General features: G+C 70.1%; 10 protein-coding genes. 8 read left to right on the top strand and 2 right to left on the bottom strand.

The features are described 5' to 3' along the window. The first annotated feature begins 4 nt into the window (after window positions 1-4). The 7 genes from CAP_RS29575 to CAP_RS29545 all read left to right on the top strand — a co-directional run bounded on the left by CAP_RS29575 (window position 5) and on the right by CAP_RS29545 (window position 11,002). Window positions 5-1,969, top strand: a complete 1,965-nt coding sequence (locus CAP_RS29575) for a c-type cytochrome (RefSeq protein WP_044247021.1) — start codon at window positions 5-7, stop codon at window positions 1,967-1,969. Continuing rightward, window positions 1,966-2,889: a hypothetical protein gene (locus CAP_RS29570; protein ID WP_044247020.1), complete on the top strand. Its 924-nt coding sequence runs from the start codon at window positions 1,966-1,968 to the stop codon at window positions 2,887-2,889. The genes CAP_RS29575 and CAP_RS29570 overlap by 4 nt, the downstream gene beginning before the upstream one ends. Before the next feature lie 27 nt (window positions 2,890-2,916). After that, window positions 2,917-4,446 carry an AgmX/PglI C-terminal domain-containing protein gene (locus CAP_RS29565; RefSeq protein ID WP_052376313.1) on the top strand — a complete coding sequence of 510 codons (1,530 nt, stop codon included), beginning with the start codon at window positions 2,917-2,919 and terminating at the stop codon, window positions 4,444-4,446. Window positions 4,447-4,537: 91 nt separating this feature from the next. Further along, window positions 4,538-6,118, top strand: a complete 1,581-nt coding sequence (locus CAP_RS45840) for a serine/threonine-protein kinase (RefSeq protein WP_052376311.1) — start codon at window positions 4,538-4,540, stop codon at window positions 6,116-6,118. Window positions 6,119-6,171: 53 nt separating this feature from the next. Then, entirely contained in the window at window positions 6,172-8,886 is a 2,715-nt protein-coding gene (locus CAP_RS29555; protein WP_044247019.1) for an FG-GAP repeat domain-containing protein, read from the top strand. Between the two features lie 20 nt (window positions 8,887-8,906). Further along, the gene (locus tag CAP_RS29550) at window positions 8,907-10,175 is read left to right on the top strand and encodes a carboxypeptidase regulatory-like domain-containing protein (protein WP_044247018.1); all 1,269 of its coding nucleotides are present in this window, start codon (window positions 8,907-8,909) and stop codon (window positions 10,173-10,175) included. Next, window positions 10,172-11,002 carry a carbon-nitrogen hydrolase family protein gene (locus CAP_RS29545; RefSeq protein ID WP_044247051.1) on the top strand — a complete coding sequence of 277 codons (831 nt, stop codon included), beginning with the start codon at window positions 10,172-10,174 and terminating at the stop codon, window positions 11,000-11,002. The genes CAP_RS29550 and CAP_RS29545 overlap by 4 nt, the downstream gene beginning before the upstream one ends. On the opposite strand, the gene hemW is transcribed toward CAP_RS29545, so the two are convergent. After that, window positions 11,003-12,187, bottom strand: coding sequence for a radical SAM family heme chaperone HemW (gene hemW, locus CAP_RS29540; RefSeq protein WP_044247017.1), 1,185 nt, complete (start codon window positions 12,185-12,187; stop codon window positions 11,003-11,005). Window positions 12,188-12,349: 162 nt separating this feature from the next. Here hemW and CAP_RS29535 point away from each other — a divergent pair, with 162 nt between their 5' ends. Next, the gene (locus CAP_RS29535) at window positions 12,350-14,512 is read left to right on the top strand and encodes a RelA/SpoT family protein (RefSeq protein WP_044247016.1); all 2,163 of its coding nucleotides are present in this window, start codon (window positions 12,350-12,352) and stop codon (window positions 14,510-14,512) included. A 7-nt stretch (window positions 14,513-14,519) separates the two neighbouring features. Here the strand turns inward: CAP_RS29535 and CAP_RS55855 are convergent, their stop codons facing one another. Beyond that, window positions 14,520-15,020, bottom strand: a complete 501-nt coding sequence (locus CAP_RS55855) for a YkgJ family cysteine cluster protein (protein WP_370865997.1) — start codon at window positions 15,018-15,020, stop codon at window positions 14,520-14,522. Between the last annotated feature and the right edge of the window lie 67 nt (window positions 15,021-15,087).

The raw sequence follows: 15,087 nt of genomic DNA, 5'->3' as shown, positions 1-15,087 counted from the left end.
TGCCGTGCTGTCCTCGGCCCGCATTGCTTTCGGTGCGTTCTTCGCGGGGTCGCTCGCCTCGCTCGCCTCACTCGCAGGGTGCGGCGGGATGGACGACGACGCGGCGTCCGGCGCGCTGACGCCGCTCTCCTCGTTCTCTGCACCGTCGCGGAGTGGGGCTGTCGCGCTGGATGGGGAGGCGCAGGTCGCGTACGTCGCCGACGGGGACAACAGGGCGCTTCATGCGGTGGCGCTCGCGTCGGGAGAGGTGATGACGACGCTGCTCGGAGGCAGCCCGGAGCAGGTGATCCTGATCGGTGACGACAGGGTCGCGGTGACGCTGCGGGATGTGAACGAGGTGGCGCTGTTCGCGCGGAGCGAGGGAGAGGCGCTCGCGCCGCTCGGAACGGTGACGGTGCCCGTCGAGCCGGCAGGAATGGCGCTGTCGCCGCGGGGCGAGCTGCTGGTGACGTCGGCGTGGGGGCGGGCGCTGACGTCGCTGCACGCGGAGACGCTGGAGCAGCGCTGGTCGGTGCCGCTCGCGCGAGAGCCGCGGGGGGTGGTGGTGACGCCGGACGGGCGTCGGGCGTTCGTGACCCACCTGGTGGGAGACGCGGTGAGCGTGGTGGATCTGCCGGTGGACGGCGTGCCGGCACGCGCGCGGCGGCTGGCGGTGCTCGGGGGGCGCTACCGGAATCAGGTGGACGGCGCGCTCGGCGCCGGCACGCTGCACCCATCGGCCGCGCTCGCCTACGCGGCGGTGCTGTCGGAGGACGGGCGGATGCTGTTCGTGCCCCACGTGGCGGAGCAGAACGGCGCGGACACGGTGCGCGCGATCCCGGGGGCCTACGGCGGGGTGCCGGTCGAGGAGGAGACGTCGGTGGCGTCGGTGGCCGTGGTGGCGACGGTGGCCGAGCGGCTGGTGGGGGAGCCGGCCGCGGGGAGTCATCCTGTGCGGGGGCTGGCGTCGATCGCGACGGAGGGCGGCGACGGGCTCGCGGTCGCGCCGGAGACCGCGCCGAGCCGTCAGGCACGCGGGGTGGCCCTCGCGGGGGAGGCGCTGCTCGTGGTGTCGATGGGTACGGACGAGCTGGTGGAACTCGACGCGCGCGCGATCGATCCGGCGATGAGCGTGCGGCGGGTCTTCGCGGTGGGGGCGGGGCCAACAGGGGTGGACGTGGACGCCATGGCGGGGATCGCGGTGGTGTGGAGCCAGCTCTCCCACGCGCTGTCGGTGGTGGATCTGGTCTCGGGGGCGGTGGAGACGGCGGTCATCGCGGACGATCCGCTGCCGCCCGAGGTGGCAGCGGGCAGGAGGCTGTTCGTGACCGAGCGGGATCGGCGGATCTCGCGCGATGGACGGGCATGCGCGGGCTGTCACCCGGAGGGGCGCGACGACGGGCTGGTGTGGAAGCTCGGCGCGGGGCCGCGGCAGACGCCGACGCTGGTGGGGCGCCTCGATCGCGGGCCGTACGGCTGGCTCGGCAAGCACGCGCGGCTGGAGGACAACATGCAGGAGACGATGACGCGCCTCGGGGGGTCGGGGCTGCCCGAGGTCGAGCTGCAGCACCTGGCGACGTTCCTGCGGAAGGGTCTGCATGCACCTGGGCGCGCCGTGGCGGCGGAGGCGGGGCAGGGGACGCAGGGGACGCAAGGGACGCAGGGGACAGCAGGCGGCGCAGGCGACGCGCGGCGGGGCAAGGAGCTGTTCGCGTCGGCGGAGGTGGGGTGCGGGGACTGTCACCGTCTCGATGCGGAGGCCAGTGATCGGACGGTGCACGAGGTGGGGTCGCGCGGCGGGAAGGACACCACGTCGGGGTTCAGGACGCCGCCGCTCCTGTTCGTGGGGGGGACGGCGCCCTACTTCCACGATGGGCGCTACGCGACGCTGGAGGCGCTGCTCGAGGACAATTTCGATCGGATGGGGCACACGTCGCACCTGTCGGCGGGCGAGCTGCAGGATCTCGTCGCGTTCCTGAGGACGCTGTGAGGGCGGGGCGCGGCATCGTCGGGGCGGTGGCAGTGGCGATCGCTGCTGGTGGTCTCCTCGCGTTCGGTCCGTGGTCGCTCCTCGGTGGCAGGTCGGAAGGCGCGCAGCCGCGAGGGCAGGTGGTGCTGGCGGAGCCGCGTCGAGGAGAGGCGGAGGCGGGGACCGCGACGGGGATGCGCGGGCTGTCGCAGGCCTGGCCCCCCGCCGAGGTGGGCGAGGTGTCCGGGGAGGTGCCGGGTGACGTGACGCTCGAGGCTTCGCCGCTCGCGGGTGGGGGGGTCTCGGTGCGGGTCACGCGCGAGGGCCACCTGGTTGCGTTGCGGCACCGGGATACGGCGAGCGCGGGGCGCGACTGGGCTGCGCTGGAGCTGCGGACGGCTCCGGGCGCGGCGTCGCCGGGGAGCGCGGTGCTGGTCTGGGAGGCGACGGAGCTGCGCACGCTGGAGACGGTGCGGGGGCTGGTGAAGGTGGACGGCGATGCCGCGCGGCTCGTGCCGTCGGCGCCCCCGAAGCGAGGAGCTTCGCTCTCGGATCCGGCGAAGGTGCACGACTGCGTCTCGCACCGGGATGGGGCAGGGGGGTTCGTGGTGCTCTGCCGGCTCGGGCGCGAGGCGCGGAGGGCGCGCGCGGTGAACGTGACCGGGAGCAGGCCCCTCGAAGGAGCCTGGGTGGTGGATGAGCCGCTGGGGCGGTGGAGGGTGGCGCGGCTCGAGCTGCCCCGGGGCGAGGCGCTCGCCGAGGGGCGGGCGATCACCTACGTGCGCGGCGTCGAGGGGGTGGTGGTGCGCGCGGAGGTGGTGTGGGGCGCAGGGGGGGACGGCGACGAGGGCGTGGGCTCCGGCAGCGCCGGAGAACGCAGGGGAGCGCTGCTGCTCGCGGCATCGCGGCGGGTGCAGCCAGTCGGGGATTCGGGGTTCTGAGCCATGCGGCAGGAGACGAGGGGTGCCATGAGAGCTTTCGAGAACGCCGGTGAGGCCCGCGTGAGCGCGGATGGCCGTGAGGGCACGGGGGGGCGCGTGGCGCTGCTGGTGACGGTGCGGTGGGGGGACGACGTCCTCGTCTCGAAGCAGCTCCGGGGCAGCGAGGAGGCGGTGATCGGCGCGGCGCCGGGGGCGCTCGTGGCGATGCCGTGTGCGTCGCTGGGGAAGGCGTCGGTCTGCGTGGCGAGGCTGCGCGGGGGGCAAGGGGTCGCCCTGGTGCCAGCGGGATGCGTGGGCTCGCTGCGGCAGGTGGGCGAGGGAGGGCGCGAGGGGAAGGGCACGGTGATCGGGCGGGCGCGCCTGCTGGCCGGGCCGACCGAGGTGCGGCTCGCTGGCGGCGAGGAGCTGACGCTGTGGATCGAGGGCTTCCTGGTGACGGTGGCTGCGGAGGGCACAGAACGGCCCGTGTGGGCTGCAGCGGGAGGGAGGCGTTCGCTCGGCGCGCTGCCGTACGTGGCGGTGGCGGCGGCGGTGCACGCGGGGGCGCTCGGATTCGCGGCCCATACCGGGCTCACGGCGGGTCTCGTGGACGAGGCGACACCCGAGGCCGAGGTGCTGCGCGGCTACCTGGCGGCAGCGGAGCGGAAGACCCAGGCTGCTGATCCGGTAAGCCAAGCAGAGGTCGGAGACAGCGAGGGACACCGGGTCAATGATCGCCGCGGCAACGGCAAGGCAGGTGGAGGGGCGCGCGCGGCGGGCGAGGAGGGCGCGATGGGCTCGCGGCTGTCGCGGCAGTCGGCGCCTCGGCGGTTCGCGCTGCCGAAGCAGGCGGAAGGTGAGGCGGCGCTGTCGGCGGCGAGGGCGGTCGAGGAGGCGCGGGATTTCGGGATGATCGGGCTCCTGGCGACGGGAGGTCAGCACGCTCCAGCCTCGGCGTTCGGCGCGCTGGAGGCACAGGGGGCCGATGCGATCGCGGCCGATGGCGGGATGTGGGCGCGGGTGCTGGGGGATCGCAGCGGGCACGAGGCGCTGGGGCTCTCGGGCGTGGGTCTCGGCGGCGGCGGATCGGGGCTCGGAGTAGGGCTCGAGCGGATCGGGACGGTGGGACACACGAGCGGCTTGCCGGGGGAGTATACGGGGGGCGGGGGTGTGCCGCTGCAAGGGGGCGGCGGGAGGGGGTGGTGGTCTTCGTGGCACGGGCCGCGCGGATACGGGCGCCGGGCCCGCCCCCCGACCATCCGGTGGGGTCTGACGCAGGTCACCGGGAGGCTGCCGCCGGAGGCGATCCGGCGCATCATCCGGCAGAACTTCGGCAGGTTCCGGGCGTGCTACGAGGACGGGCTGCGGCGGAACCCGGCGCTCGCGGGCCGCGTCACGGCGCGGTTCGTCATCGGGCGCGACGGCTCTGTCGGGGCCGCGCAGAGCAACGGCTCCGATCTGCCCGATGAGGCCGTGGTTTCGTGCGTGGTGCGCGCGTTCTACGGGATCAGCTTCCCACAGCCCGAGGGAGGGATCGTGACGGTGGTGTATCCGATCGTGTTCTCCCCCGCAGAGTGACCCCGGAGCGGGCCTCGGCCTGGTCATCCAGCGCGCCTCGTGTAGTCTAGCGCTGCTCTTACCTTGTCGAGGCGAACGTCCAGGTCTCTCCATGGCCACCTGCCCCCGCTGCCGCAAGCGCTATCCGGACGAGGCGACCATCTGCGAGGCGGACGGCTCGGTGCTCCTCCAGGACGAGTCGTTCCAGCAGGTGGACGCCGATCTGAGCGCCGGGCAGATGGCGGGCGAGTACCGGATCGAGGGGAAGATCGGGGAGGGGGGGTTCGGTAGCGTCTACCGGGCGATGCACCCGCTCATCGGGAAGGCTGCCGCGGTCAAGGTGCTGAACCGGCAGTACTCGGCGAATCCGCAGATGATGTCGCGGTTCGTGGCCGAGGCGCGGGCGGTGAACCAGATCCGCAACCGGAACATCATCGACATCTTCTCCTTCGGCGCCACGGACGATGGGCGGCAGTTCTTCGTGATGGAGCTGCTCGAAGGGTTGCCGCTCGATCGCTACCTCAAGCAGAAGGGGCGGCTGGATCCGGAGGAGGTGGTCCCGATCCTGCGCGGGGTCGCGAGGGCGCTCGACGCGGCGCACGCAGCGGGGATCGCGCACCGCGATCTCAAGCCGGAGAACGTGTTCCTGATCTTCGAGGACGACGGGGCGATCTTCCCGAAGCTCCTGGACTTCGGCATCGCGAAGCTGCTCGGGGACTCGGGGGTGAGCGTGAAGACCCGGACGGGTCAGCCGATGGGGACGCCTTACTACATGTCTCCCGAGCAGTGCCGCGGCAAGCACGTCGACCACCGCACGGACATCTACTCGTTCGGGATCCTCGCGCACGAGATGCTCACGGGTCACGTGCCGTTCACCGGCGACAGCGTGATGGACGTGATGCTCAAGCAGACCACGGAGGCGCCCCCGAAGGTGTCGAGCGTGCGGGTGGAGCTGGCGAAGCAGCTCGACGCGCCGATCCTGGAGATGCTCCGCAAGGAGCCCGATACCCGTCCGGATTCTGCGGGCGCCGCGGTCGAGGCGCTCGCGCGCGCGGCCCAGGAGGCGGGGTACGACGTGCAGGCGCTGCCGGCGGCGCGCACCTCGCGCAAGAGCGGCGGCTCCGGGGGAGGGCGGACCCCGAGCGGGCTGACTCCGGCCGAGCTGCGGTCGATCTCAAGCGCCCAGACGCTGGTCGATCCGCGCTCGGGCGGCCAGACGCCGCTCGATGCGTCGGGAGACGTGGCCCCGCGCGGGAGGCGCTGGACGGCCGTGATCGTGGCCATGGTGTCGCTGGTGGCCGGGATCGTGGGCGCTGCAGCGGTGGCCTCGCAGCGGGGGGCGTCGCAGGCGGTGCCGCTCTCGGCGCTGCACCTGCCGGGGGTGCCCGTGGTGACGCTGCCGAAGGTCGCGCCGCCCGAGGTGAAGCCCGCCGAGGCCGCCGAGGTGACGCTCTCCGTGCAGGCGACGCCGAAGGTGGTCGAGGTGCTGCTCGGCCCGAGGAAGCTGGGCACCTCGGCAGAGACGCTGGTGCTGCCCCGGGGTGAGGCGCCGGTGACGCTGACGCTCCGCGCGCCAGGGTACGTGAGCAAGGACGTGGAGATCGTTCCTTCGGCCAACGTGGTGCTGCCGGTGGTGCTGACCCGCTTGCCGACAAAAGGGAACGGCTCGGGACGCGGAGAGGTGGAGTGGTGAAGGGGAGGGCGGGACGGAGCCGCCAGAGGGCGCCGTGGAGATGGGCCGGGGGTGTGGTGCTGGGAGCGTCGCTCCTCGCGCCGTCCGGGTGCGTGGACTACCCCCGGCTGGAAGGTGGCGTCTGCGGAGACGGGTTCATCGATGAAGCGGAAGGCGAGGACTGCGATGGAGCCTCCATCACGCCCGACATCCCTGGATACGAGGGGCCCTCCTTCGAATGCACCGACGCCTGCCGGCTCAAGTGCGAGCCGAAGTCTCCCGCATGCCTCCAGCAGCATGACCTCGTGAGCAAGGATATGAAGGATCCGTGCTGCCCGCCTGGGTGGGGATGCGGGACCGACGGGAGTTGTCGCCAGGCCGGCACGACGTTTCGCCCCGGTCCCAAGGTCGAGACCGAAGTCGGTCGCCTCTTCACGGCCGATTTCGATGGCGACGGCAAGCAGGAGGTCCTCGCGGCCACGGCGACCACCGTCACCGTGCACCACCTCGACGGAGAGGTGATGCGGGAGTCCCTGCGCACCGCGTTCGCAGGTCAGGCTGTGATCTCTGCCGATCTGAACGCATCCACCAAGGTCGACGCGTTCCCCAGGGAGGAGCTGCTGCTCGCGATCGGCAACGGCATCGGGGTGCTCGACGCGGACGAAGAACACGTGTTCACGCCGCGGGTCTACCCGGTCGAGCTGCTCACCGACATGGACGAGCCGCTCGTGTCGGAGAGGGACTGGAAGATGGTGCTTGCCAGCAACGGCGATGCGCATGCCAACACCCTGGATGACGTGTTCATCGTCACCAGCAGGAGCGTGATCGCCATCGACCAGGAACCAGGGGAGCAGCAGTTCCAGGACGACGAGGTCGACCTGCGCTGGCCCATCGCGGTGGCGAACGTCGATCCCAGCACCGACTGTGAAGAGCTGCTGATCCCGCTGAAGCGCGCCGGGTCGCTGGTCCTGCACGTCCACGATCCTTGCGCTGACCCGGGCGCGCCGGCGCTGAATTGGGCGTTCGACGGTGAGGGCGGCGTCGCCCCGGAGCTCGCCGGACCCGTCCAGGCCTTCGATCTGGATCACGATGGCCACCCCGAGGTGGCGGTCGGGTTGAAGGTGGGGGGCGAGGAGAAGATCCAGATCCACGTCCTTCATCACGTCTCCGGGCACTTCGAGGAAGGGATCTGCGTCGACGCTTTGACTCCCGCAGTGGCCTCGCTGTGCGGCGCTGCGCCGGTGCTGCTGGCGATCGGTGACCTCGATGGCGACCTCGTCCCCGACTACGTGGACCCCTGCCAGGTGGTGATGAGCGCGAACCTCTCGTCTCCCGCCACTCCGGCTGGAGAGTGTCTGTCCGGCGGGGAGTCGGCCGGCTACCGCGTCTACAACACCGAGAGGCCCTGGGGCGCGGCCATCATGCACGAGCTGAACGGCGACGCGCATCCCGATGTGGTGGCCGTGTCACCGGGAGGGACGGCGCTCGCCTTCTTCCGTGGGACGGAGGAGGGGCTCCTGAATCCCAGCGGCATTCCCGCCGGCATGGCCGTGGGGCAGATGGTCAGGGGCGACTTCGACGGGGATAGCATCGCCGACATCGGCCTCCTGGAGGACGTCGCGCGCGGCTCGGAGGCGGGGGTCCGGCTCGCCTTCGGTCGCCACCTGACGGCTCCCGCGCCGCCAGTCCTGGTCGGCAGGGTCCAGGATGGCGTGCAGCTCGTCACGGGCGACTACCGCCCGCTCTCGGCAGCGAGCGACGGGATGACCGATCTGGCAGTGCTGTCGGTGGGGAATGCGGTGAGCGGCGAGGAGGGATCCTTCATGACCTTCTTTGCCGGCAATGCGAGCCGTTCGCTGCAGTCCACGATGATGCTGTCCACCGATCTGCTGGTGAGCGGTGATGTGCCCAAGCTGATCGCGGTCGGGTACTTTCGCAAGCCCCGCGAGGAGAGCACGGCAACCAAGGGGATCGCGGCGGTGGGCCTGGATCTCGGTGGAGGGGCCTCGGAGCTCTCGTCCCGGATGTGGTGGATCGGGCTGGACAAGGATGGGGATCCCCCGCCGCCGTCGGAGCGTCAGGTCACCGTGCCGCAGGACAGCGCCACGAAGCGGGTCATCGAGGCGCAGGTTGCGATCATGAGACGATCAGAGAAGCCGGATCGATTGGTGCTGGGGGTCCCGGTGTCGGACGAGGCGTTCGAGATTCACGTGTTCGACCTGGTCACGGACGGCGCGGTTCTGCAGTGGGTGCCTGCCTTCGACCCGGTGGAGCTCACCGGAAGGCTCGTACCGGGGAGCCTGACCGCGGTCGATATCAACAAGGATGGGACCGACGACCTGTCGCTGATCACCGATAGCGGACCCAACTCTGCGGTGAACGAGCTCCGGGTGCTCTGGGGGGATGAAAATGATCTTTCGGTTCCTCTCGACTCGCCGCTGCTGCAGTCGTGCGCGGACTCGTCCGGAGTCATCTCGAGCGTGGTCTGGACCGAGCTTTCGAGCGACTACGAGATGCTGGAGGGCGTCGTCCTCGCGGCCGACGGGGGCTGCATCATCGCGCCTCCCGATCCGTCGGAAGGGGAGTGCGATACGGACACCAGCGAGGGGACTGCATGCAATCGCGTCACCATCCTGAAATCGGCCGGTGCGTTCATCGACAAGGAGCCGGCGCTGTTCAAGGGTGCGACGCTCGCCCTGGGCGATGTGGATGGTGACGGGCTGCTCGATCTCATCGCGGCGGACGCGACGTCGTTCCGTGTCTTCTTCCGACAGCCAGAGAATCCGTGAAGGCCCACGCGCTTCGTCCAGTGCTTCGTGCCACGCAGGCGGCGTTCCTGGCTGCCATGATGCTCGGCGCGCCCCGGGCCATGGCTCAGGAAGATGCCGTGGTGCAGGCCAAGAACCTCTTCAATGCAGGCGCGAAGGCGTACGAGCGCGCGCAGTACCAGGCGGCCATCCAGGCGTTCGAGGAGGCTTACCGGCTCTCCCCGCGGCCGGGGATTCGCTTCTCCATCGCGCAGGCGGAGCGCCGCCAGTACTACGTGGACAAGCAGCCCGAGCATGTCCGGAAGGCGCTCTTGCTCTACCAGGCTTACCTCGCAGAGGTTCCTCAGGGGGGGCGGCGCAGCGACGTGGTGCAGGCGCTCGCGGAGCTGGAGCCCATCGCGGCGCGGCTCGACGCGGCCGAGGCAGGGGCGGTGGCGCCGCCTGCTCCGGAGGCTCCTGCGCCGGTGAAGCGGAAGACGCAGCTCATGATCTCGGCGCTCGCGGAGGGGGCGGTCCTCTGGATGGATGGCGGGGAGATGAAGGATCTGCCGTTCATCGAGGAGGTGACGCCCGGCAAGCACCGGATCAAGGTGAGCGCACCGGGCTACTTCGACGACGAGCGCGAGGTCGTCACCCTGGAAGGAGCCGTGGTGGCGCTCGACGTGGCGATGAAGGAGCGCCCGGCGAGGCTGGAGGTCAGCACGGACGCGCGCGCCGACCTGTCCATCGACGGACGTACGGTGGGCCAGGCGCCGCTGGTCCAGCCCGTGGAGGTGCCCTCCGGCAAGCACCTCCTGACCATCACCCGGGATGGTCGCAAGCCCTTCTCCCGCGAGATCGAGCTGCGGCGGGGGCAGATGCTGCACCTCGACATCCCCCTCGATCGCACGCCGCAGCGCTACGTCGCCTACGCGTTCCTGGGCACGGGCATCGCCGGCATGGTGGCCGGGGGCGTATTCGCGGGGCTCGCGCTGTACAAGCAGGGCGTGGCAGCGGACATCCACGACAGTGCAAAGGACACGAAGAACCTGCCGTCCAGTGAGCGCACCAGGTACAACGACGCGCTCGAACAACGCGACAGGTGGCGGCAGATCGGGGCCATCACGGCAACGAGCGGCGTGATCATGGGGGGTGCCGGCGTGCTGCTGTACCTGATGGACAACCCCTCGGTGCCGGCGCCTGGCAGGTTGGAGCCGGAGCCAAAGGCGCCCTCGCCGTTGCCTCGGTACAGCGACCCGTCGCTGGAGGTGTCCGTGGTCCCGTCGGTGGGTCCGGGAATGGGCGGAGCACTCGTGGTGGGGCGCTTCTGAGCGGGGGAGCAAGGCTTCCGGGAGGGGAGGCCGGAGTCGAGGTCGCGGCGATCCAGCTCCCGCACCGGTTTGGCGAGGTTGCAGGGGCCCTGGCGGAGCTTTCGGCGCTGCTCGCCGCCGAGGCGCTGCACGGCGTGCAGCTCGCGCTGCTGCCCGAGGCGAGCTTCACCGGTTACGTGTCGGGCAGGGGCAACTTCGATCTGCGTCGGTTTGCGGAGCCGCTGGATGGACCCACGCTGGCGGAGGTGGCCGCGCTGGCATGTCGGTCCGGGGTCGCGATCGCAGCGCCGCTGATCGAGGTGGATGGGGCGTGCTTCTACAACAGCCTCGTGCTCGTGGACGGAGAGGGACGGCGCGTCGGTCACTGGCGCAAGCGGCATCCGTGGCTCCCGGAGCGCTGGGCGTCCGAGGGGAACCTGGGTACGCCAGTGGTCGAGGTGGTGGGGTTGCGGGTGACGGCGGCCATCTGCTTCGACATCCACTTCGTGAGCGAGGAGGCCGGGGCATCGCTCGATGCGGCGGACGTGCTGCTGTTTCCCTCGGCCTGGGTGGACAGTCCGGCCCACGTGGACCTGCGTCGGAAGATCCTGCCCGCGGTGGCGCGCCGGCACCGGATCGGGGTGGTCAACGCCAACTGGGGGCCGCCACGGCAGCGCACGCTGCACGCGCTGGCGGGGCAGGGAACCTCACGGATCCTCGATGCGCGAGGGCGGCTGGTGGCGAGCGCAGCGCCGGGGGCGCAGGCCGCGGTGGTGCGGGCGACCGTGTCTACCGGACCGGGCGAGGGCGATGGGGATGAAGCGCAGGCCCGAGAAGAGAAGGCCTAGTTAGAAGAGCGACGCGGCGATGCCGTCGGCGAGGAGCCAGGAACGGGCGGGGATGGTGAGCCGACCTCCGTGGATCTCCAGGCGGCCATCTCTGGCGAGGCGGTCCGCTGCCCGTCGGCGTGGCTCGGACCAGGCCGGGATGCCCAGCTCTGCGGCCGCCGCTTCCAGGTCGAGGCCAGCGCGCAGCCGGAGGCCGAGCATGATCCGCTCACGCAGGCGGGTCTCGGCGTCCAGTGGCTCCTCGCTGTCGGCCGTGGGGGTCCCGGCCCGTGCTGCGGCCATGTAGCGGTCGGGGTTCGGAAGGTTCCGGTAGCGCAGGGCCGAGCCCTCTGCATCGCTCACGGTACCCACGGCGGCGCAGCCGAGGCCGACGTAGTCGACGCCGGTCCAGTACCCCAGGTTGTGCCGTGCTTCCTCGCCCTTCCTGGCGTAGTTCGAGACCTCGTAGTGGGTGAAGCCCTCCTCCTCCAGCACGGCCTCGATGGACAGGAATGCATCTGCCACACCATCCTCGGCGGCCAGGGGCAGGCGCCCGCGGCGAGAGAGTTCCCCGAAGCGGGTTCCTGGCTCGATGGTGAGGCTGTAGGCCGAGACATGCCCGACGCCGGTACGTGCGAGGGTGCGCGCCTCCCGGGCGGCCTCGCCGGGGTCCTGCTCGCGGGGTCGAGCGGTGTCTCCGCTGGCAACGCCGTAGATCAGGTCACCGCTGACGCGGGGTAGCCCTGCCTGGATGGCGGCGCGCACGGCGGACAGGCCGCCTTCGGGAGCGTGGAGTCGTCCAAGGAAGCGGAGACGCTCTTCGTCGAGGCCCTGGACACCCACGCTCAAGCGGTTCACGCCGGCCTGCAGGAGGCCACGGGCGCGGTCTTCGTCGAGGGACGAGGGGTTGCACTCGACGGTGATCTCCAGGTGGGGGGCGACCTCGCCGGCCGCAGCGACGATGCCGTCGAGCACGCGGCCAAGCTGCTCCGGCTCCCAGAGCGACGGTGTCCCCCCACCGAAAAAGACGCTCTCAAGACGTCGGTGGGCGAGCGCGGGCGCGCGGCGTGCGAGTTCCGCCAGCACGGCGTCGGCGTAGAGGCGGTGCTCGATGGCCTCACGGGCCTTCGAAAACGAGACGAAATCGCAGTAGGGGCACTTCTGGAGGCACCAGGGGAAGTGTATGTACGCGGTGATGGACTTCATCGAGGTGGAGGGTGGTAGCGCGCCATCCGCTGGCCCGCTCGGCGTGATGGGATGGATTGTGAAGGGGCGAGAGGGCAGGGGTTGGCATGGTGACATAATTGCGGTGTCTGGATCGCGGTGTTAGCGTCAACAAGAGAGGCGGGATAACCGCCGGGTGTCTTCATGCTGACGTTGACCGAGCTTGTTGATCGCGTTCGCAGCTACCAGCCACACACCGACGTCGACCTGATTGCCCGAGCCTACAACTACGGGCTCGACGCTCACAAAGGGCAGAAGCGCAAGAGCGGCGACCCTTACTTCTCCCACCCCGCCTCGGTATCCGGGATCATCAGCGATCTCCGGCTCGACACGGCGAGCATCTGCGCGGGGCTCCTCCACGACGTCGTCGAGGACACGCTCGCCACGGTCACCGACATCGAGGCAGCATTCGGGCAGGAGATCGCGTTCCTCGTCGACGGGGTGACGAAGCTCTCCAAGATCAACTTCGCCTCGAAGGAGGACCGGCAGGCCGAGAACTTCCGGAAGATGCTGGTCGCCATGGCGCGCGACATCCGCGTGCTCCTCGTCAAGCTGTGCGATCGGCTCGACAACATGCGCACCCTGGAGTTCATGAAGCCAGAGGCGCAGGATCGCATCGCCCGCGAGACGATGGACATCTATGCCCCGCTGGCGAACCGGCTCGGCATCGCGCGGTTCAAGAGCGAGCTCGAAGACCTCTCGTTCAAGTACCTGGAGCCTCAGGCGTACGCCGATCTGACGCGGAAGATCGCCACCACGGCGAAGGAGCGCGAGAAGTACATCCACGACACCTCCAAGATCCTGTCGTCGAAGCTGGCCGAGCAGGGGTTCGCGGTCGACGTCGCGGGGCGCGCGAAGCACCTCTACTCGATCTGGCGCAAGATGCAGGTGCAGCAGTGTGACTTCGATCAGGTCTACGACGCCATCGCGTTCCGCGTGGTCGTGGAATCGGTCGCCGATTGCTATGCGTCGCTGGGCGTCATCCACTCGCAATGGACGCCCATCCCTGGTCGCTTCAAGGACTACATCGCGCTGCCGAAGCCGAACATGTACCAGTCACTGCACACGACGGTGATCGGTCCGGGCAGGGAGCGGATCGAGGTGCAGCTCCGCACGAGCGAGATGCACCGGGTGGCCGAGCAAGGCATCGCCGCGCACTGGAAGTACAAGGAGCACGGCTCCGGAGGGGTCGACCCGAAGGACGCGGCGCGCTTCAGCTGGCTCCGCCAGTTGATGGAGTTCCAGAAGGAACTCAAGGACCCGGCCGAGTTCCTGGAGAGCGTCAAGGTCGACCTCTTCCAGGACGAGGTGTACGTGTTCACGCCGAAGGGCGACGTGCGCGTCTTTCCGCGTGGTGCGACCCCCATCGACTTCGCGTACGCGATCCACTCGGAGGTGGGGGAGCACTGCTCCGGAGCGCGCGTGAACGGAGTGCTCGTTCCCCTGCGCTCGAAGCTGCGCAATGGCGATGTCGTCGAGGTGATGACCAACCCGAACCAGCACCCCTCAAAGGACTGGCTCGAGAATGTCAGCACCGGACGTGCCCGCTCCAAGATCCGCGCCTTTCTCCGCCAGGAGCAGCGCGACAAGTCGCTGAAGCTCGGGCGAGAGCTGCTGGAGAAGGAGATGCACCAGCGCAGCATGAGCCTGAACCGGCTCAGCAAGAACGAGGCGGAGATGCGCCGGGTGCTGGAGCGGTTCTCGGTGTCTTCCTCGGAGGAGCTGTTCATCGGCATCGGCTACGGCAAGCTGAGCGCGCGGACCATCTGCGAGTTCCTCGCGCCTGCCGAGGACGAGAAGGGGGCCTCTCCGCCCGACTCCATCCGGGAAGGGCGCATCGAGTCGCTGGTGCGCAAGGTCACCGGCAAGGGGAGCCAGGGCATTCGCCTGAACGGGATAGACGACGTCCTCGTTCGCTACACCAAGTGCTGCAACCCGCTGCCCGGTGACGAGATCATCGGCTTCATCACCCGCGGTCGCGGCGTCACCGTGCACCGGCGCAACTGTCCCAAGGCGTTCGACACCGATCCCGAGCGCCGCGTCGAGATCTCGTGGGACGCCCGCGCCAAGATCAACCGGCCCGTGTCCGTCAAGGTGACCACCGCCAACCGCCCGGGCATCCTCGCCACCGTGAGCCACACGTTCCACGAGCAGGGGATCAACATCAGCGAGGCCACCTGCCGTGCCAGCGATGACGGCCGCGCCATGAACACGTTCACGTTCCTCTGCTCGGATCTGGCTCAGCTCAAGAACATGATCCGGCAGCTCCAGCGAATTCCTGGGGTGATTGCCGTCGAGCGCTCCTGAGACCCGCTCAGCCCCCACCCTGAAGAGCGCGAGTCAGAGGACGACCCTGATCGCCTCCAGGCTGATGACGCGCAGCCAGCTCCTGTATCCGGCGCACGAGTGCGAGCAGGTCTCGGTGGCGCACCGGAGTGCCCGGTTCGGCCTGGTGACAGAAGAAAGTGCGGCACCCGAGCGGCCTGTCGGCGTAGATCGCGCAGCGTCCCTGCTCGGTCAGCATCGGGCACGTGCGCTCCGTGACGGGCAAACGCCGCGGCCCACCCGTGGAGGGCTGCGGAGCAGCATCTCCCGAGGCGAGGGGGGCGGCATGCCGGAACGAGCGAGCCCCGCCACGTTTTGCCAGCGCACGCCGAACGGCCGCGAGTTCGATGCTCGTCACGTAGGGTTCCCTGCCGGTGATCCCGAACCGGCAGCACTCGGTGGACGCCGGGCAACTCCAGCCGGAGAAGGCCTCATCGGCATCTCGATAGATCTCCGCGAGGTCGGCGAGCCATCGGGCTTCGTCTTGCACCGCGCGTGGCCTGTCCGCTCTCACGGGGGCAGTCGTAGCCCAGGACTCCCGAGCAGGCCACGGTCAC

Source organism: Chondromyces apiculatus DSM 436, from assembly GCF_000601485.1.
Lineage (GTDB): Bacteria > Myxococcota_A > Polyangia > Polyangiales > Polyangiaceae > Chondromyces > Chondromyces apiculatus.
Note: the sequence above shows the minus strand (reverse complement) of the source record. Positions and strands in the feature narration are given on the sequence as shown.